Genomic DNA, 17,726 nt, shown 5'->3' on the forward strand with positions numbered 1-17,726 from the left:
TGTCAATGCTCGGGGCCATCGGCCGCCTGTCTGCCCCAGACCGCCGGGTCGTTTTGCAGGCCGCGCAGCACGCGGATGTCCGAACCCATGCGCACCAGGCCCTGCAGCAGCAGCAGCACGCCAGCGACCGGAATGGCCGCCTTGAAGGGCCAGATGTAGGGGTTCCACAGGCTGTGCGAGCGCTCCCACTTGCCGATGGACTCCCAGGCCATGTCGCCGCTTTGCCAGATCAGCACGATCAGGAAGAACAGGAACAGGAACGAGGTCGCCAGGTCGATGACGGCCTTTTTGCGCGCCGTGCAGCGGCCATAGAAGATGTCCACGCTGACATGCCCGCGCTCGGCCAGCAGGTAGCCGCCGCCGATGACGGCATACAGCCCGAAGATCAGCTGCGCCAGCTCCGACGTCCAGACGGTGGCGCTGCCCACCAGGTAGCGCATGGCCACGTCGGCCAGCAGCGCGAGGAACATGGGCACGATCAGCCAGCCGGCAAAGCGGCCCACCCACAGGTTGGTCTGCGTGATCAAGCGCGCGAAGGCGTGCATTTGTCTCTCCTGGTGTGGCGCAGCAATGGCCGATGGCCGCTCAGACGTAGCCCAGGTCTTTCATCAGACCCAGCAGCCGCTCGCCCATCTCCTTGGCCTTGGCGCCTTTTTGCATGTCCTTGGCCAGGATGTCCTTGGAGGCCTGCGCCATGCGCTTTTGCACATCGTCCGGGAACGGCACCAGCTCCAGGCCCATCTTGGACACGCCGCTGTTGGTGGCCTGCGCCTCCTCGTGCTGGTAGGCCACGGTGCGGCGGAAGTAGCGCTCCTCCAGCAGGCCGTGGAAGATGCCGCGCAGGTCTTCGGGCAGCTTGTTGTAGGCGTCCAGGTTGATGACGTACACGTCGTTGGCCAGCAAGATGGGCGGCTTCATCTGGAACTTGGCCACTTCCCACAGCTTCATGGACAGCGCCCCCACGGCAGCGCCCCAGTGCGCGCCGTCGATCACGCCGGTGGCCAGCGCCTGGTACAGCTCGGGGCCATCGATGCGCTGGGGCACGAAGCCGGCTGCCGACAGGTAGTCGATCAGATTGCCCGCCGAGCGCACCTTGATGCGCGAGAGATCGTCGCCGGCCTTGATCTTCTTTTTCAGCACCAGCTCGGTGGGATAGGTCTTCTCGGCCATCATGAACACGCCCTTGGCCTTGAGCTGCTCATTGAGCGCTGCCTCCAGGCCCAGGTTCTTGACCAGGTGCGCCATCTCCCAGGGTTCGCGCAGCGTGCCGGGCATTCCGAAGTACTGATCCATCAGCTCGGACTCGTCCGGGTTGTAGCTGGGCGCGGTCGAGCCCATCTGCACCACGCCGCGGCGCACCACGTTGAAGACCTCGCCGCCCTTGGCGATCTCGCCCGCGCCCATCAAGGTGAGCTTGAAGCGGCCCTTGGTGCGCTCCTCCAGCTCCTTGGCCAAGGGCACCAGGCTGGCGTTGAACGAGCCCGAGGCCTTGGGCCAGTGTGACTGCACGCGCCAGGTCACCTTGGCCTGCGCGCTGGCCGAGGTGACGATGGCCGGCGCTGCCGCCAGGGCCAGCGTGCCCTTGAGTGCATTGCGGCGGTTGAAGGGATTGCTGGGTTGGTTCATGCCATGTCTCCTGGTGATTGGATTGCGATGAGAGAAAGTCCCGGCCGTGCCGTCGCGCCCGACCGTCCGGTGATGTCAGCTTCGTGCAAGCCTAGACGCTGCGCAAGGGTTGTGACCCTGAACTCTGTCGCCTAGCGGACGCAGGCAGGGCGGAGGCTGGCCCGCCCGGCAGCCTCACGGCGCGCGATCCCAGTCGAAGCGCAGCGGCTGCTTGCCGGCAAAGCGCTGCACGGCATCCTGGTGGTACGCCGAGCTGCGTGCCAGCGACTGGGCGTAGGCCTCCAGCTCGGCCAAGGTGCGCGCGTCGGTCTCGAACGACTGGTTCAGCAGGTTCTTGGCCATGCCGATAGCGGCGGTGGAGGCATCGCCAAAGCGCTGCGCAAGCTGCAGCGCAGCGGCTCGCAGCTCGTTGCCGTCCGCCACGATCCCGTACACCAGGCCCAGCTGCCGGGCCTCCTCGGCGGCCACGGTGCGTGCGCTGAAGACCAGCTCCTTGGCCTTTTGCAGGCCGACCATGCGCGGCAGCAGATGCAACATGCCCAGATCGGGCACCAGGCCGATGCGGCCAAACACCGCGCTGAACCGGGCGCTGCGCGTGGCCACGATGAAGTCCGCCGCCAGCGCCAGGCTCATGCCGGCGCCGAACGCCGGGCCATCGACGGCGGCGATCACCGGCTTTTCCAGGTTGACCAGCTCGGGAAACCACTGGTGCAACTGGCGCATCCCGTTGCGAAACGCCAGGCCGGTGCGGCTGGCGTCGAGCATGGCGGAGATGTCGCCGCCCGAGCAGAATGCGCCGCCCGCGCCGGTGAGGATCACGGCGTGGACGCCGGCGTCGTCGCGCATCTGCCGCACGGCCTCGTCCAGCCCGGCGCGCATGTCCTGGTTCAGCGCGTTGCGCGCCCCGGGGCGGTTCATGGTGATGGTGCCGATGCCGTCTTCGACGGTGGCCAACACGGCGGGTTCGCTCATCGATGTCTCCTGGTGGTTTCCTGGTGGTTTCCTGGTGGTTGTCAGGCCAGCTCGGCGTGGCCGTGGCTCAGGACGATCTTGTCGCGCTCGGCCACGCGGGCGCGCAATTGATAGCGCCCATCCTGCCCCGGCACGCGCCAGATTTCGGTGACCAGGGTCTCGCCCGGATAGACCGGGGCGGCAAAGCGGATGTCCAGCGCCTTCAGGCGCGACGCATCGCCACCTGCGCACTGGCGCACCAGCGCCCAGGCCACCAGGCCATAGCTGGCCAGGCCGTGCAGGATGGGGCGCTCGAAGCCCGCCTGGCGCGCCACGGCAGGGTCGGCGTGCAGCGGGTTGTAGTCGCCCATCAGGCGGTACAAGAGCGCCGCCTCGGGGCGGATGGCCTGCTGGTCGATGCCATCGGGCGCGCGCTCGTGCGGCGTGGCTGCCAGCGCCGGCAGCGGCGCATCGCTGGCTTGGCCCGTGCGCTGGCTGTAGCCGCCATCGCCGCGCAGGAATGTCACCTGCTCCAGCGTCGCCAGCAGCGCGCCGGCAGCGCTTTCCAGGCGCCGCTCGGTCACCAGGATGGCGCCCTTGTCCGCGCCCTTGTCGATCAGGCGCGTGATGCGGCTCTTGCCGACCACATCGCCGCTGGCCGGCAGCGGCTGGTGCCAGCGCACGCGCTGCTCGCCGTGCAGCAGGCGCACCCAGTCGATGCCGGTGTCTGGCTCGCGCGCCCAAAAGCCCGGGTAGCCCAGCACCACGGCCAGCGTGGGCAGGGCGCGCAGGCCGCCGTCCAGGCCTTCGTAGGTGTAGGGCAGGCTGGCGCCGTCGAGCGGATCGCAGCCCAGCCCCAGGCTGAGTGCATACAGCATGGTGTCGCGCTCGGCGTAGTGCTGGCGCACCGGCGCGAAGGGGCGGCCCTTGAGATGGTGGTAGTCGATGGCCATGCGCCGGCCCCGTCAGATCGGATCCCAGGAGAACACGTCGCCCGAGCGCTCCATGGGCACGAACGAGCTTTGCAGCGCCGGCATGGCGTGCGCGGCGATGTCCTGCGCCGTCCAGCCCTCGCTCCTGTGGACTGAGCGCAGCGGACGCGGCTGGCTCATCAGGAAGATCTCGTTGTTGCGCACGGCAAAGACCTGGGCGTTCACGTCCTGCGCGGCGTCCGACAGCAGGTACACGGCCAGCGGCGCGATCTTGCCCGGCGTCATCTGCTGGATCTTGGCCACGCGCGCCTGCTGCTCGGGCGTGTCGGTCGGGATGGAGCCGATCATGCGGCTCCAGGCAAAGGGCGCGATGCAGTTGGAGCGCACGTGGAATCTGGCCATGTCCAGCGCGATCGACTTGGACAGCGCCACCAGCGCCAGCTTGGCCGCGCTGTAGTTGGCCTGGCCGAAGTTGCCGATCAGGCCCGAGGTCGAGGTCATGTGGACGAAGGCGCCGCCTTCCTGCTCCTTGAAGTGGTTGGCTGCCGCACGGCTCAGGTAGTAGCTGCCGTACAGATGCACCTTGAGCACCGCGTCCCACTCGTCCAGGCTCATCTTGTGGAAAAAGCGGTCGCGCAGGATGCCGGCGTTGTTGACCACGCCGTCAATGCGCCCGAAGTGATCCAGCGCGCTTTGCACGATGCGCCCGGCCGGCGCGGCCTCGGCCACGCTGTCGGTGCTGGCCACGGCCTGGCCGCCGGCGGCGCGGATCTCCTGGGCGACGCGCTGCGCCGGGCCGGCGTCCTGGCCCTCGCCGCTGGTCGAGGTGCCGATGTCGTTGACCACCACCTGCGCGCCCTGCGCCGCCAGGGCCAACGCGATGTCGCGGCCAATGCCGCCGCCTGCGCCCGTCACCACCACCACCTTGCCCTGCATCATCGTGTCGTCGCCGCCGTGCTGCGCCATGTCGTGCCGTCCTTTGCTGCTGCTGAAATGGAGTTGTCGAAAACCGCACAAGCATGGCCGCAAAACCACGCCTGCGCCATTCGCCAATCGCTAGGCCGGGCTTTGGCGCACTGAAAGCGCCCGCCTGGCTCACCGCCCTGTTCATGCCCGTCGAAGGCACGCTTTCACAAAGGCAGATTGCGCCCAGTGGCCCCAGCGCCGACCATCGCGGCCATGACCGACATGCCGCCATCCACGCCTTCTGCACCATCTGCCCCCCTGGACGCCGCCGCCGTGGCGCACCTGCAGTCCTGGCAGGGGAAAAGCGAAACCCTGCACGAACAGCTTGCCGCACAACCGCTGGCCGCGCTGGCAGCCACGCTGGATCTGGCGGGCGCCGCGCCGCAGCCGGACGAGGCCGTGCCGCCGCTGTGGCACTGGCTGTACTTCCTGCCGCTGGCGCCGCGCAGCGCGATCGGCCCGGACGGCCACCCCCGGCGCGGCGGCTTCCTGCCGCCAGTGCCGCTGCCCCGGCGCATGTGGGCCGGCGGGCGCCTGCGCTGGCAGCCGCACAACCCGCTGTGCGTGGGCCAGCCGGTGCAGCGCCAATCGACGATCCGCAGCGTGCAGCACAAGCGCGGGCGCTCGGGCGAGTTGCTATTCGTCGTAGTCGAGCATCACTACAGCAACGCCGCCGGCCTGGCGTTGACCGAGGAGCACGACATCGTCTATCGCAGCGCCGCCCAGCCGGGCGAGCCGGCGGCGCCCCCGCAAGCGCCGCCGCTGGCCGGCCAGGCCGCCTGGTCGCGGCGCATCGAGCCAGATGCAGTGCTGCTGTTTCGCTACTCGGCGCTGACCTTCAACGGCCACCGCATCCACTACGACCGCCAGTACGCCACCCAGGCCGAGGGCTACCCCGGCCTGGTGGTGCATGGCCCGCTGATCGCCACGCTGCTACTCGATCTGCTGCACCGCCAGTTGCCGCAGGCGCGGCTGGCGGCCTTCGATTTCCGCGCCGTGCGCCCGACCTTCGACCTGCACCCGTTCAGCGTCCACGGCCAGCCAGCCGCCGATGGCCGCAGCGTCCAGTTGTGGGCCGAGGATCACCAGGGCTGGCTGACCATGCAGGCCACAGCCCACCTGGCCTGAACCGGAAATCATCAAAAACAATAGCTGTCAGCGCTTGCCCCATAAGGGTTTCCAGCCAAAAACACTGAAAATTTCCATGATCGAACAAACCCTGTCCAACAACTACCCGGAACTGCGCGAGGCCGTGCGCGCCCTGTGCGCGCAGTTCCCGGACGAGTATTTCCGCCGCGTGGACGCACAGCGCGCCTACCCGGCCGAGTTCGTCGATGCGCTGACGCAGGCCGGCTGGCTGGCGGCGCTGATCCCGCAGGAGTACGGCGGCTCGGGCCTGGGCTTGGCCGAGGCCAGCGTCATCATGGAGGAGATCAACCGCGCGGGCGGCAACGCCGGCGCCTGCCACGGCCAGATGTACAACATGGGCACGCTGCTGCGCCACGGCTCGGCGGCGCAAAAGGAGCGCTTTTTGCCCAGAATTGCCAGCGGCCAGTGGCGCCTGCAGTCCATGGGCGTGACCGAGCCGAGCACCGGCACCGACACCACCAGGATCAAGACCAGCGCCGTGAAAAAAGATGGCCGCTACGTGGTCAACGGCCAGAAGGTCTGGATCTCGCGCGTGCAGCACTCGGACTGGATGATCCTGCTGGCGCGCACCACGCCGCTGGCCGAGGTGACGAAGAAGAGCGAGGGCATGTCCATTTTCATGGTCGATCTGGCCGAGGCGCAGCAAAAAGGCCTCACCGTGCGCCCCATCGCCAACATGGTCAACCACGAGACCAACGAGCTGTTCTTCGAAGACCTGGAAATCCCCGAGGACAACCTGATCGGCCAGGAGGGCCAGGGCTTCAGGTACATCCTGGACGGCCTGAACGCCGAGCGCACGCTGATCGCCGCCGAGTGCATCGGCGACGGCTACTGGTTCATCGACCGCGTGAGCGCCTATGCGCGCGAGCGCCAGGTCTTTGGCCGGCCCATCGGCCAGAACCAGGGCGTGCAATTCCCCATCGCCGAGGCCTTCATCGAGGTCGAGGCCGCCAACCTGATGCGCTGGAAGGCCTGCGCGCTGTTCGACGCGCACCAGAGCATGGGCGCGCAGGCCAACATGGCCAAGTACCTGGCGGCCAAGGCCAGCTGGGAGGCGGCCAACGCCTGCCTGCAGTTCCACGGCGGCTTCGGCTTTGCCTGCGAGTACGACGTGGAGCGCAAATTCCGCGAGACGCGGCTGTACCAGGTGGCGCCGATCTCCACCAACCTGATCTTTTCCTACGTGGCCGAGCACATCCTCAGACTGCCACGATCGTTCTGATGCCTTGCTCCTTCCCCCTGTGGGGGAGGGAGCGAAAACCAACGCCAACCCCACCAGGCCCACCAGGCACGAGAGCCCACCCATGACCCGACCCCTGGACGGCATCACCGTCGTCTCCCTCGAACACGCCGTCGCAGCGCCGTTTTGCACGCGCCAGCTGGCCGACCTGGGCGCGCGCGTCATCAAGGTCGAGCGCCCGGGCAGCGGCGACTTTGCGCGCGGCTACGACACGCGCGTGCGCGGCCAGTCCTCGCACTTCACCTGGATCAACCGCAGCAAGGAAAGCCTGGCGCTGGACTTGAAGCAGCCCGAGGCGCTGGCTGCGCTGGCGCAGCTGCTGGCGCGCGCCGACGTGCTGGTGCAAAACCTCGCGCCCGGCGCCGCCGCGCGCCTGGGCCTGTCCTTTGCCGCGCTGCACGCGGCGCACCCGCGCCTGATCGTGTGCGACATCTCGGGCTACGGCGCCAGCGGCCCGTACCGCGACAAGAAGGCCTACGACCTGCTGATCCAGAGCGAGGCGGGCTTTCTGTCCGTGACCGGCACGCCTGACGCGCCGGCCAAGGCCGGCATCTCGGTGGCCGACATCGCCGCCGGCATGTATGCCTACTCCAGCATCCTGTCGGCGCTGCTGCTGCGCGGCAGGACGGGCCTGGGCAGCCATATCGACGTGTCCATGCTCGAAGCCATGGCCGAGTGGATGGGCTATCCGCTGTACTACGCCTTCGAGGGCGCAGCGCCGCCGCCGCGCGCTGGCGCCGCGCACGCCAGCATCTACCCCTACGGGCCGTTTGCCGCCGGCGCGGGCGGCAGCGTCATGCTGGGCCTGCAAAACGAGCGCGAATGGCAGGCTTTCTGCGCCGGCGTGCTGCAGCAGCCGCATATCGCCAGCGATCCGCGCTTTTGCTCCAACGCCCAGCGCAGCCAGCACCGCGCCGAGCTGCAGGAGCTGATCGCCCAGGCCTTTGCCCCGCTCACGGCCGCGCAGCTGGTCGAGCGCCTGGAGGCCGCCGGCATCGCCAACGCCCGCGTCAACGACATGGCCGATGTGTGGGCGCACCCGCAACTGCAGGCACGCCAGCGCTGGCGCGAGGTGGACTCGCCCGCAGGCCGCATCCCGGCGCTGCTGCCCCCGGGTGTGAGCAGCGCCTTCGAGCCGCGCATGGACGCCGTGCCGGCGCTCGGCCAGCACACGCGCGCCATCCTGGCCGAGCTGGGCTGGGCCGAGGCACGCATCGCCGCACTGGTGGGGCAGTGAGGCGCATCCATCGCCATTTGCTATCAAAACATGAGCTGTTTGCGCTTGTCCCAAGACGGCTGGAGCCTTAAATGACCCCAAACCCGCCCTCCCCCGCCCCCATCCACCCCCTGGCCTTTTTTGCCGCCCAGCTCCAGTGGAGCGACATCCCCGAGCCTGTGCAGCGCCGCGCCGAAGACCTGTGGGTGGACTGGTTCGGCTCGGTGCTGGCCGGCTGCCGCGCGCGGCCTGTGGCCAGCATCACGCGCTTTGCCCGTGCGCAGGGGCCGGCCAGCGGCCCGGCCGAGGTCATCGGCCACCAGGGCGCCAGCACCTCGCCCATGATGGCCGCGCTGGCCAACGCCGCTGCGTCGCACGTGGCCGAGCAGGATGACGTACACAACGGCTCGGTCTTCCACCCGGCGGCGGTGGTCTTTGCGCCGGCGCTGGCCGTGGCGCAGGACATCGGCGCCAGCGGCGCCCAGCTCATGGCGGCCTGCGTGGCCGGCTACGAGGTCGGCATCCGCGTGGGCGAATTCCTCGGGCGCAGCCACTACCGCGTCTTCCACACCACGGCCACCGCCGGCACGCTGGCCGCCGCCGCCGCCGTGGGCCGGCTTCTGGCGCTGACGCCCGCGCAGATGCAGCACGCCTTCGGCTCGGCGGGCACGCAGTCCGCCGGGCTGTGGGAGTTCTTGCGCACTGGCGCCGACAGCAAGCAGCTGCATACCGCGCACGCCGCCGCCGCCGGGCTGATGGCGGCGTACCTGGCCAAGGACGATTTCACCGGCGCGCAGGACATCTTCACCGGGCCGCAAGGGCTGGCGGCCGGCATGTCGAGCGACAGCGATCCGGCGCGCCTCACGGACGGCCTGGGCGCGCGCTGGGCCACGGCGGAGACCTCGTTCAAATGGCACGCCTCGTGCCGCCACACGCACCCGGCAGCCGATGCGCTGCTGCAGCTCATGCGCGAACACGCGCTTGCGCCGCAGGACATCGAGCGCATCACCTGCCGCGTCCATCAGGGCGCCATCGACGTGCTCGGCCCGGTGAGCGCGCCGGCCACAGTGCATCAGAGCAAGTTCTCCATGGGCACGGTGCTGGCGCTGGTGGCGCGCTTCGGCCACGCCGGCCTGGCCGAGTTCGACGAACACTATCTGGCGCCCGAGACCGTGGCGCTGCGCGAGAAGGTCGGCATGGTGCTCGACCCCGAGGTCGATGGCGCCTACCCGCGCCGCTGGCTGGGCCGCGTCAGCGTGCAGACCACCGACGGGCGCCAGCTCACGGGCCGCGTCGATGAGCCCAAGGGCGACCCGGGCAACAGCCTGTCGCGCCAGGAGATCACCGACAAGGCGCTGCGCCTGGCGGCCTACGGCGGCGCCGTGCCGGCCGCGCAGGCGCAGGCCGCCGTGCAGCGCCTGTGGCAGGTGGCGCAGTGGCCGCGCGTGGGGCCGCTGCTGTGAGGGCGTGGGCGGGCCGTGCGTGGTGCGCGGTGCGCCAGACGCACCACCGGTCGCACAAGCGCGCAGGGCTGCGGCCCGCCCCGCAATGCCTGGGGGTGCCGCCCAGCTCGTGAACCTGCTCTGATGCGCCTCTGGTGCGCCCCGGCGCGCTGGGGACAGCGCTGCGCCAGCGCCGCGCGCACAATGCGCCCCCTGCCCATGCCTGCCGATCCCGCCTCCACCCCTGCCCCGCCCCCCTCGCCGACACCGCCAACGCCAACGCCGCCGCGCCCGCAGGCGCCGCTGGTCTTCATGCTGGCCGCGCTGCTGTCGGCCTTTGCGCTGAGCCAGGCGTTTCGCACCGTCACCGCCATGCTGGGGCCGAGCCTGCAGGCCGAGTTCGGCCTGTCGGGCCAGGCGCTGGGGGCGTTTGCCGGGCTGTTCGGCCTGTCGTTCGGCGTTGCGCAACTGCTCATGGGCATCGGCCTGGATGTCTATGGCCTGCGCCGCACGGTGCTGCTGGCCTTTGCCCTGGCGGTGGCCGGCAGCGCACTGTCGGCGCTGGCGCCCAGCTATGGCTGGCTGATGGCCGGGCAGCTGCTGATCGGCATGGGCTGCTCGCCGGCCTTCATCGCCTCGACGGTGTTCATCGCGCGGCACTTTCCCGTCGAGCGCTTTGCGCTGTTTTCCGGCATGAGCATGAGCGTGGGCGGGCTGGGCCTGATCTTCACCGGCACGCCGCTGGCCTGGGTGGTGCAGCACTGGGGCTGGCGCGCCGGTTTCTGGGTGCTGACGGCGCTGGCGCTGCTGTCGTGGCTGCTGATCTGGCGCAGCGTCCACGAGCCGCCGCCCGCCTACGGCTCATCGGCGCCGCGTGAGGGCTGGGGCCAGTCGTTTGCCCGCATGGGGGCGCTGTTCCTGCTGCCGCACACCTGGGGCATCCTGGCGCTGGGCATGTCGGGTTATGCGGCGTTTCTGTCGCTGCGCGGGCTGTGGCTGGGGCCATTCCTGATCGGGCGCTTTGGCTTTTCGCTGGTGGGCAGCGGCAACGTGGCGCTGGTGCTGTCGCTGCTGGCGCTGTTCGTGCCGGCGGTCTTTGGCCGCATCGACCCGGGCGTCAGGCGCCGGCGCGCCTGGATCGCCGGCGTGTCGCTGCTCATGGCCGGCCTGTTTGTGCTGCTGGCCTTCGTGCGGGGCCACGTGGCGGCGCTGGCGCTGATCGTGCTGATGGGGCTGATCTCGGGCTATGGCGTGCTGCAGTACGCCGACGTGCGCGCCTCCTACCCCAGCGCGCTGACCGGGCGGGCGCTGTCGCTGTTCACGGCGGCGATGTTCCTGGGCGTGGCGCTGATGCAGTGGTTCACCGGCGTGGTAGCAGCCTGGGCCGCGCAGGCCGGCTGGGAGACCTACCGCGCGGTGCTGCTGGCCATTGCCGCCTGGCTGGGCCTGGCGTCGCTGGCCTTTCGCTTCCTGCCGGCGTCGCCCCTGCTGGCAACGGGCGGGAGCGGCAAGGCTGCTGGTTGAACTGCATTTTTGATAGCTGCAAGCGCTTGACTGGCAAGGGTTTGGGGCCGATTTGACCTCAAATAGTGCGCCACACGGCGCCAGCGCCGCCGCTGCCGAGCTGCTCGCGCACCTGCTGCGTATGCGCGCCGGCCTCGCAGGCATCCTGGATGGCATAGGCCGCGCCATCGAAGCGCGGTGCCGGCGCAGCCTGCAGGACGCCGCCTGGCTCGGCATAGGTGCCGCGCGCGCGCAGGTGCGGGTGCTGCGCCGCCTCGACCGGGCTGAGCACGGCGCCGAAGCAGGCATCGGTGGGCTCCAGCAGCGCCTGCCAGTGCGCGCGCGGCTGGCCCAGGAACAGCGCGGCCAAGCGGGCGCGGCGCCGGGGCCAGGCGGCCTTGTCCCACTGGTGGCCGGCAAAGTCGGCGTCTTCCTGCAGGCCCAGGGTCTGCAGCAGCAGGGCGTAGAACTGCGGCTCGATGGCGCCCACGGTGATGTGCCTGCCATCGGCGCAGACGTAGGTGTCGTAGAAGGGCGAGCTGTCGTGGATGCTCTGGCCGCGCTCGTCGCCCAGCAGCCCGGCGGCGCGCGCGCTGAGCATCAGGTTGAGCATGTGCGCCGCGCCATCGACGATGGCCGCATCGACCACCGTGCCGCGCCCGCTCGCGCGCGCCTGCACGATGCCGGCCAGCAGCCCGGTCATCAGGTACAGCGCGCCGCCGCCGATGTCGCCCAGTACGGCAAAGGGCGAGACTGGGCGCGCGTCCGCCGGGCTGCAGCCCCACAGCGCGCCGGCCACAGCGGCGTAGTTGGTGTCGTGCCCGGCGCGCGGCGCCAGCGGGCCGTCCTGGCCCCAGCCGGTCATGCGGCCATAGACCAGGCGCGGGTTGACGGCGTGGCACTCGGTCGGCCCCAGGCCCAGGCGCTCCATGACGCCGGGACGCATCCCCTCGATCAGCACATCGGCTTCGGCCACCAGCTTGAGTACCAGCTCGCGGTCGGCGCCGTCCTTGAGATCGACGAAGACCGAGCGCTTGCCCCGATTGAGCAGCGCCGAGGTGATGGCCTGGCCCTCGGGGCGGCGCACCAGCGAGATCACGTCCGCGCCCAGGTCGGCCAGGTGCATGGCACAGAACGGCCCCGGCCCCAGGCCGCCAATTTCCAGCACGCGCACGCTGTCCAGCACTTTCATGGGTTCTCCTTCATGGTTGGGGTTGCACAGGGGTCAACACCCGGGCGGGTGCGGGCTGCGCAGTATCGCCCGGCGCAGCCGCTGGGCAGTCTTTCAGCGCGGCTGCATCCGGATGGCGCCATCGAGGCGGATGGTCTCGCCGTTGAGCATGGGATTTTCCAGGATGTGCAGCGCCGTCATGGCGAACTCGTGCGGCTGGCCCAGGCGCGAGGGATGGGGCACCGAGGCACCCAGCGACTGGCGCACGCTCTCGGGCAGGCGCATCAGCAGCGGCGTCTCGAACAGGCCCGGGGCAATGGTGCATACGCGGATCAGTCGGGTGGCCAGGTCGCGCGCCGCCACCAGCGTCATGCCGATCACGCCGGCCTTGGACGAGGCGTAGGGGATCTGCCCGATCTGCCCTTCGTAGCCGGCCACCGAGGCGGTGAGCACGCAGGCGCCGCGCTCGCGCAGCTGGCCCGGGTGTTGCTGCTCCATGGCCGCGCCGCGCTCGGCGTTCAGATCGACGGCGACGACTTGCAGGCCGCGCGCAAGCAGTTGCTCCGCGCAGGCCTGGCCCAGGCCCGAGACCCCGCCGGTGACGATAGCGGTCATTCCCTGTTGCAGTTTCATGGTGTTTCCTGGCGTTTTTGGTGTTGCCTCCTTCCCCAGAGGGAGGAAGCAAGAGAGAGAGGAATCAGAGGCGCTCGATGATGGTGGCGTTGGCCATGCCGCCGGCCTCGCACATGGACTGCAGGCCAAAGCGCTGGCCGTTGTCTTCGAGCGCGTGCAGCATGGTGGTCATCAAGCGGATGCCCGGCGCGTGCCGGTGGGCAATCTTCTGGGCCAGGAGAACCAGGGCTTCCAGTACCTGATGCAAGAGCTGGCGCAGGAGCGCCTGGTGGTGGCCGTGCGCGCCGCCGCCTCCATCGAAACCTTTCTGCAAAAGACCATCGACTACACGCGCGAACGCAAGGCCTTCGGCCAGAGCGTGTTCGAGCTCCAGAACACCCGCTTCAAACTGGCCGAGGCCAAGGCGCGTGGGCCGCATCTATGGCGGCAGCGACGAAATCATGAAGGAAATCATCGCCCGCACGCTGTGAGCGCTGTGAGCGCGCCGCCGCATCGCGGCGCGTCCAGGCTCATGGCACCGGCTGGCGCGGCAGCAGCTTGAAGGTGCCGGTGGCCAGCGCCACCAGCGTGCCGTCCTCGGCGCGCACCTCGCCACGGGCAAAGCTGATGGAGCGCCCGCGCCGCTCACAGTGCGCGCTGGCGATCAGGTCGCCGCTGGCGGTGGCCACGAAATGCAGCGTCAGGTCGATGGTGGCCACGCCGTGGCCCGCCGGGTCGTGCGCACGCACCGCCGAGGCCAGTGCGCAGTCCAGCAGCGCGGCGATGGCGCCGCCGTGCGCCTGCAGACGGCTGTTGCCGAACTGCGGCTGGAAGGCCATGCGCACCTGGGCGCGGTCGGCGCCGATGCACTCGCCGCGCAGCGCCAGCGCGCCGGCCATGGGCATGGGCAGGCCGAACAGCACGCCGGCAGGCTCGCCGGCGAATGGGTTGTCGCAGGATGGGGCTGGAGTGTCGGATGGATGCTGCATGGGCGCCATCATCGCCCCTGCAGCCGAAACACCGCCACCGCCTGCGCCAGCTCGCGCGCCTGGCTGTCCAGGTTGGCCGCCGCCGCCGCCATCTGCTCGACCAGGGCGGCGTTTTGCTGGGTCGAGCGATCCATGTGGACGACCGCCTCGCCGACCTGGGCCACGCCCTGGGCCTGCTCGCGGCTGGCCGAGCTGATCTCGCCCACGATGGCGCTGACCCGCTGCACCGCCTGCACCACCTGCTGCATGGTGGCGCCGGCGCGCTCGACCTGGTCGTTGCCCTGCTCGACGCTGCGCACGCTCTCGGAGATCAGCTCCTTGATTTCGCGCGCGGCCTGGGCGCTGCGCTGCGCCAGGCTGCGCACCTCGCCGGCGACCACGGCAAAGCCGCGCCCGGACTCGCCGGCGCGCGCGGCCTCGACAGCCGCGTTGAGCGCCAGGATGTTGGTCTGGAAGGCGATCGAGTCGATCACGCCGATGATGTCGGCGATGCGCCCGGACGAGGCGTGGATGCCGGCCATGGTGCTGACCACCTGCGCCACCACCTCGCCGCCCTGGCGCGCCACGGCGCTGGCCTCGCCGGTCAACTGGCTGGCCTGGGCGGCGCTGTCGGCGTTGTGCTGCACGGTGGCGGTCATCTGCTCCATGGCCGAGGCGGTCTGCTGCAGCGCGCTGGCCTGGCTTTCGGTGCGCGCCGACAGATCCTGGTTGCCGTGGGCAATCTCGCTGCTGGCGCTGGCCAGGCCGTCGGCGCTGGCGCGCACGCGCGCCACCACCTGCGCCAGTGCGGCGCGCATCTGCACCAGCGCCTGCACCAGGCGCCCGACCTCGTCGTTGCCGTGGGCGATCGGCGGGCCGGCCAGATCGCCCTGCGCCACGGCGTGCGCCAGCTCCATGGCCTGGGTCAGCGGCCGGGCGATGGAGCGCACGAACAGCAGCGTCAGCACGCCGCCGCCCAGCAGCACCAGCGCCAGCACCCCGCCCTGCAGCGCCAGCACGGTCTGCAAATAGGTGATGCGCTGGTTCAGCTGCGCGTCCAGCGCCTGCATGGCCTGGGCGTTGAGGGCGTACAGCCCGTCGATGGTGCGCGTGAAGGCGTCGAAGTATTGCGTCGGCGAATACTGCAGCGCCGGCGCCTCGATGACTTCGCGCAGCACCAGCTGCAGCGCCTGATCGACCTGGGCGCGGGCAGCCTGCGCGGGCGCTTCCAGGCCCTGGCGCAACGCGGCATTGGCCTGGCTGGCGCGCCCGAAGCTGCGGAAAGCCTCGACCTGCTGCTCCTGGCCGCGCTGGTGCAGCGCCTGCAGCCGGCCCCGTGCCTGCTCGGGCAGCTCGCGCGAGGACAGAAAGCCGCTGCCCATGGCGCGCGTGACGCCCAGCGTCTCGCCCAGGCGCGGCGTCTGCACCACGGCGGCCTGGATCAGCGCCGCCAGCGCCGGGTCGGCCTCGGCCTGCAGGCCGTAGGCGTATTGCAACTCCTCGCTGATGGCAAACAGGCGCGTCACCAGCGCCGTGTGCTGCGCCGTGCTCTGCGCCTGCGCGAGTTGGCGCCCGGCCACGCCGGCTTCGAGCTGCTGCCAGGTCTGCTGCACCTGCTGCCAGGCGCCAACCTGACCCTGGGCCGGCGTGCTGGCCGACAGTTGCCGGGCCACCTCCTGCATGGCCTGGTTGATGGCATCGCGCACTGCCGGACGGCGCTGCTCCAGATTGGTATCGCCGCCCAACATGCCGGCGGACAGGCCACGGTGTTTTTGCATCTCCTGCACCACCCGGCTCAGCGCCGCCAGGGGCGCGGCGCCGCTGGCCTGCTGGCGTGCGTGGCCGATGGTGCGCAGCGCATCGCCGACGTGCAGCCAGATGGGCAGGGCGCTGGTGAGCAGGCCCACCAGCGCCAGGATGCCGAATTTATGCAGCAGCTTGAGACGGGACAGCAGGGGCATGGCAATCTTTCTGAACTCTGGGGCGTGGACGGTGGCTGCGGGCCTGGAATGCTGGCATTGTCACGTCCCGTCCGCAGATTCGGCCAGACGTGCTTCACCTGATAACTCATCTTTTGATAGCTATCAACGCTTGATGGGCAAAGGCTACAGGGATTTTTTACCCTTAATGCCGGGACAGGAAGCCGCCCAGGTGCCGGATGCGCTCAATGCTTCAACCCCAGCCGCCGCGCCAGCTTGTGCAGATTGCTGGCATCGACGTCCAGCGCACGCGCCGCGCCGGCCCAGTTGCCGCCCTCGCGCGCCAGCGCGGCCATGACGGCGCGGCGCTGGCAGTCGTCCACGGCGTCGCGCAGCGTGGCGGCGGCCAGGGCGGGCGCCGCCACCGAGGCAGCGCCCGGCAGGGGCAAGCCGGGCGGCGCCGGGCTGTGCAGCGCCTCCAGGTCGAGCAGCCCGGCCTCCAGCGTGACGATGGCCGTGGCATCCGCCCCGCGGCTCAGCGCCTTGAGCGCGGCGCGGCTGATGACGTGCTCCAGTTCGCGCACATTGCCCGGCCAGGGATAGCGGCGCAGCGCCGCCTGCGCCTCGGGTGACAGGCGCAGGCTGCGCAGGCCCAGGCGCGCGCGGTTCAACTCCAGAAAGCGCCCGGCCAGCAGCAGCACGTCGTTGCCGCGCTCGCGCAGCGGCGGGATCGGCACCGGATAGACCGACAGGCGGTGGTACAGGTCGGCGCGAAACGCCCCGCTGGCGACTTGCTCGCGCAGGTTGCGGTTGGTCGCCGCCACCACGCGCACATCGACGCTCTTGGGCCGGTCGGCGCCCAAGCGCTGGATCTCGCCGTTTTGCAGCGTGCGCAAGAGCTTGGCCTGCACCGACAGCGGCAACTCGCCCACCTCGTCCAGAAACAGCGTGCCGCCCTCGGCGGCCTCGAAGCGCCCGGGCCGGTCGCTCACCGCGCCGGAGAACGCCCCGCGCACGTGGCCGAACAGCTCGCTCTCGGCCAGCGACTCGGGCAGCGCCGCGCAGTTGACGTGAACCAGCGGCCTGCTGCGCCGTGCCGAGCGCTGGTGCAGCAGCCGCGCGAACAGCTCTTTGCCGACGCCGGTCTCGCCCAGCAGCAGTACCGGCAGCTCGGAGGCGGCCACCACCTGCAGCTCGTGCAGCAGCCGCGCCAGCGCCGGGCTTTCGCCGACGATCTCGACCTCGCCGCCGCCGCGCGCCAGGCCGCCGGCATCGCCCGCCAGCCCGGCGCCGGGCGTGGTGGCAGCCATGCGCAGGGTGCGCAGCTCCTGCTCCAGCCGCGCCACGCGTAGCACCGCCTCGACCAGCGGCACGCTGCGCGCCAGCCGCGCGCGCGCCGCCGCGCTGAACGTGCCGGTGACCAGCGCGTCCAGCGTCAGCACGCCCCAGGGCCGGCCCTCGACGTGCAGCGCCACGCCCATGCAGTCGTGTACCGGCAGCGGCTCGCCGACCAGGGTGTCGAGCAGACCGTCGTAGGGGTCGGGCAGCTGGCTGTCGTGCTCGAAGCAGGTCACCTCGTGGCGCGCCAGGATGGCCGCCAGGCGCGGGTGCTGGGCCACGGCAAAGCGCCGGCCCAGGGCGTCGCTGACCAGGCCGTTCACGGCCACCGGGCGCAGCCGCTCGTCCTCCAGGCGCAGCAGCGCCACCGCGCCGCAGCCGAACTGCGCGCGCAGCAAATCCACCAGGCGCTGCAGGCGCACGGCCTGCGGCAGCTCGGCCCCCAGGTCGGTACACAGCGCCAGCAGCGCGTCCTCCGCCACTGCTGCGGAGGCCTCGAATACGGTTGTATTCACCTTTTTATAGTCCTTTTTACCATTTTTAGCGATGGTCAATTTTACCCATACCCGTGCAAACCCTTGATTCTTGGTTGCTGCCAAGCTGGTACGGGCCTTGCAAAGGACAGGCAACGTTTGCGGTTCGTGTTTTGCGTCGCAAAGCCATTGCAAAAGTTTCCGTTTCTTTCTCGATCCA

The 17,726-nt window shown here is 70.2% G+C and carries 15 protein-coding genes and 2 pseudogenes; 6 read left to right on the forward strand and 11 right to left on the reverse strand.

Annotated features, from left to right (window positions below; translation table 11 throughout):
* Positions 1 to 2: 2 nt before the first annotated feature.
* The 5 genes from IDM45_RS13420 to IDM45_RS13440 all read right to left on the reverse strand — a co-directional run bounded on the left by IDM45_RS13420 (position 3) and on the right by IDM45_RS13440 (position 4,448).
* A complete protein-coding gene (locus IDM45_RS13420) occupies positions 3 to 545 on the reverse strand; it encodes a TRAP transporter small permease subunit (protein WP_209423305.1) in 543 nt (180 codons plus the stop codon).
* A 40-nt stretch (positions 546 to 585) separates the two neighbouring features.
* On the reverse strand, positions 586 to 1,626 hold the full coding sequence (gene dctP, locus IDM45_RS13425) for a TRAP transporter substrate-binding protein DctP (protein ID WP_209423306.1): 1,041 nt from the start codon (positions 1,624 to 1,626) through the stop codon (positions 586 to 588).
* Between the two features lie 174 nt (positions 1,627 to 1,800).
* Positions 1,801 to 2,598 (reverse strand): enoyl-CoA hydratase/isomerase family protein, encoded by a 798-nt coding sequence (locus tag IDM45_RS13430; RefSeq protein ID WP_209423307.1) that lies wholly within the window; start codon positions 2,596 to 2,598, stop codon positions 1,801 to 1,803.
* A 41-nt stretch (positions 2,599 to 2,639) separates the two neighbouring features.
* On the reverse strand, positions 2,640 to 3,530 hold the full coding sequence (locus IDM45_RS13435) for a MaoC/PaaZ C-terminal domain-containing protein (RefSeq protein ID WP_209423308.1): 891 nt from the start codon (positions 3,528 to 3,530) through the stop codon (positions 2,640 to 2,642).
* A gap of 12 nt (positions 3,531 to 3,542) precedes the next feature.
* Complete coding sequence (locus IDM45_RS13440) at positions 3,543 to 4,448, reverse strand: SDR family NAD(P)-dependent oxidoreductase (protein ID WP_209424122.1); 906 nt, start codon at positions 4,446 to 4,448, stop codon at positions 3,543 to 3,545.
* Positions 4,449 to 4,697: 249 nt separating this feature from the next.
* Here IDM45_RS13440 and IDM45_RS13445 point away from each other — a divergent pair, with 249 nt between their 5' ends.
* The 5 genes from IDM45_RS13445 (at position 4,698) to IDM45_RS13465 (ending at position 11,046) form a co-directional block, all read left to right on the forward strand.
* A complete protein-coding gene (locus IDM45_RS13445; RefSeq protein WP_209424123.1) occupies positions 4,698 to 5,603 on the forward strand; it encodes an HTD2 family dehydratase in 906 nt (301 codons plus the stop codon).
* Between the two features lie 76 nt (positions 5,604 to 5,679).
* Positions 5,680 to 6,846 (forward strand): acyl-CoA dehydrogenase family protein, encoded by a 1,167-nt coding sequence (locus IDM45_RS13450; protein WP_209423309.1) that lies wholly within the window; start codon positions 5,680 to 5,682, stop codon positions 6,844 to 6,846.
* A gap of 82 nt (positions 6,847 to 6,928) precedes the next feature.
* The gene (locus IDM45_RS13455) at positions 6,929 to 8,101 is read left to right on the forward strand and encodes a CaiB/BaiF CoA transferase family protein (RefSeq protein WP_209423310.1); all 1,173 of its coding nucleotides are present in this window, start codon (positions 6,929 to 6,931) and stop codon (positions 8,099 to 8,101) included.
* Between the two features lie 71 nt (positions 8,102 to 8,172).
* Positions 8,173 to 9,543: an MmgE/PrpD family protein gene (locus IDM45_RS13460; protein ID WP_209423311.1), complete on the forward strand. Its 1,371-nt coding sequence runs from the start codon at positions 8,173 to 8,175 to the stop codon at positions 9,541 to 9,543.
* 198 nt (positions 9,544 to 9,741) lie between these two features.
* Entirely contained in the window at positions 9,742 to 11,046 is a 1,305-nt protein-coding gene (locus IDM45_RS13465; RefSeq protein WP_209423312.1) for an MFS transporter, read from the forward strand.
* A gap of 58 nt (positions 11,047 to 11,104) precedes the next feature.
* Here IDM45_RS13465 and IDM45_RS13470 read toward each other — a convergent pair whose 3' ends face one another.
* The 3 genes and pseudogenes from IDM45_RS13470 to IDM45_RS13480 all read right to left on the reverse strand — a co-directional run.
* The gene (locus IDM45_RS13470) at positions 11,105 to 12,217 is read right to left on the reverse strand and encodes a CaiB/BaiF CoA transferase family protein (RefSeq protein ID WP_209423313.1); all 1,113 of its coding nucleotides are present in this window, start codon (positions 12,215 to 12,217) and stop codon (positions 11,105 to 11,107) included.
* Positions 12,218 to 12,310: 93 nt separating this feature from the next.
* Positions 12,311 to 12,829: an SDR family NAD(P)-dependent oxidoreductase gene (locus IDM45_RS13475; protein ID WP_209423314.1), complete on the reverse strand. Its 519-nt coding sequence runs from the start codon at positions 12,827 to 12,829 to the stop codon at positions 12,311 to 12,313.
* Positions 12,830 to 12,893: 64 nt separating this feature from the next.
* Positions 12,894 to 13,019: pseudogene (locus IDM45_RS13480) on the reverse strand (steroid 3-ketoacyl-CoA thiolase); the annotation flags it as partial.
* On the opposite strand from IDM45_RS13480, the pseudogene IDM45_RS13485 reads away from it, so the two are divergent.
* Positions 13,008 to 13,250: pseudogene (locus IDM45_RS13485) on the forward strand (acyl-CoA dehydrogenase family protein); the annotation flags it as partial. The pseudogenes IDM45_RS13480 and IDM45_RS13485 sit on opposite strands and share 12 nt — an antisense overlap.
* Before the next feature lie 88 nt (positions 13,251 to 13,338).
* Here IDM45_RS13485 and IDM45_RS13490 read toward each other — a convergent pair.
* The 3 genes from IDM45_RS13490 to norR all read right to left on the reverse strand — a co-directional run bounded on the left by IDM45_RS13490 (position 13,339) and on the right by norR (position 17,548).
* Positions 13,339 to 13,797 carry a PaaI family thioesterase gene (locus tag IDM45_RS13490; protein ID WP_232653907.1) on the reverse strand — a complete coding sequence of 153 codons (459 nt, stop codon included), beginning with the start codon at positions 13,795 to 13,797 and terminating at the stop codon, positions 13,339 to 13,341.
* 8 nt (positions 13,798 to 13,805) lie between these two features.
* On the reverse strand, positions 13,806 to 15,737 hold the full coding sequence (locus IDM45_RS13495) for a methyl-accepting chemotaxis protein (protein ID WP_209423316.1): 1,932 nt from the start codon (positions 15,735 to 15,737) through the stop codon (positions 13,806 to 13,808).
* A 203-nt stretch (positions 15,738 to 15,940) separates the two neighbouring features.
* Positions 15,941 to 17,548 carry a nitric oxide reductase transcriptional regulator NorR gene (gene norR, locus IDM45_RS13500; protein WP_408631662.1) on the reverse strand — a complete coding sequence of 536 codons (1,608 nt, stop codon included), beginning with the start codon at positions 17,546 to 17,548 and terminating at the stop codon, positions 15,941 to 15,943.
* Positions 17,549 to 17,726: the final 178 nt, after the last annotated feature.

Origin of the sequence: Melaminivora jejuensis, from assembly GCF_017811175.1 — a bacterium.
Classification (GTDB): Bacteria; Pseudomonadota; Gammaproteobacteria; order Burkholderiales; family Burkholderiaceae_C; genus Melaminivora; species Melaminivora jejuensis.

What these genes read in the sequence shown, in the direction of transcription:
- IDM45_RS13420 (WP_209423305.1), bottom strand. Translation starts at nt 545, where the DNA reads ATGCACGCCTTCGCGCGCTTGATCACGCAGACCAACCTGTGGGTGGGC.
- dctP (WP_209423306.1), bottom strand. Translation starts at nt 1,626, where the DNA reads ATGAACCAACCCAGCAATCCCTTCAACCGCCGCAATGCACTCAAGGGC.
- IDM45_RS13430 (WP_209423307.1), bottom strand. Translation starts at nt 2,598, where the DNA reads ATGAGCGAACCCGCCGTGTTGGCCACCGTCGAAGACGGCATCGGCACC.
- IDM45_RS13435 (WP_209423308.1), bottom strand. Translation starts at nt 3,530, where the DNA reads ATGGCCATCGACTACCACCATCTCAAGGGCCGCCCCTTCGCGCCGGTG.
- IDM45_RS13440 (WP_209424122.1), bottom strand. Translation starts at nt 4,448, where the DNA reads ATGATGCAGGGCAAGGTGGTGGTGGTGACGGGCGCAGGCGGCGGCATT.
- IDM45_RS13445 (WP_209424123.1), top strand. Translation starts at nt 4,698, where the DNA reads ATGCCGCCATCCACGCCTTCTGCACCATCTGCCCCCCTGGACGCCGCC.
- IDM45_RS13450 (WP_209423309.1), top strand. Translation starts at nt 5,680, where the DNA reads ATGATCGAACAAACCCTGTCCAACAACTACCCGGAACTGCGCGAGGCC.
- IDM45_RS13455 (WP_209423310.1), top strand. Translation starts at nt 6,929, where the DNA reads ATGACCCGACCCCTGGACGGCATCACCGTCGTCTCCCTCGAACACGCC.
- IDM45_RS13460 (WP_209423311.1), top strand. Translation starts at nt 8,173, where the DNA reads ATGACCCCAAACCCGCCCTCCCCCGCCCCCATCCACCCCCTGGCCTTT.
- IDM45_RS13465 (WP_209423312.1), top strand. Translation starts at nt 9,742, where the DNA reads ATGCCTGCCGATCCCGCCTCCACCCCTGCCCCGCCCCCCTCGCCGACA.
- IDM45_RS13470 (WP_209423313.1), bottom strand. Translation starts at nt 12,217, where the DNA reads ATGAAAGTGCTGGACAGCGTGCGCGTGCTGGAAATTGGCGGCCTGGGG.
- IDM45_RS13475 (WP_209423314.1), bottom strand. Translation starts at nt 12,829, where the DNA reads ATGAAACTGCAACAGGGAATGACCGCTATCGTCACCGGCGGGGTCTCG.
- IDM45_RS13490 (WP_232653907.1), bottom strand. Translation starts at nt 13,797, where the DNA reads ATGCAGCATCCATCCGACACTCCAGCCCCATCCTGCGACAACCCATTC.
- IDM45_RS13495 (WP_209423316.1), bottom strand. Translation starts at nt 15,737, where the DNA reads ATGCCCCTGCTGTCCCGTCTCAAGCTGCTGCATAAATTCGGCATCCTG.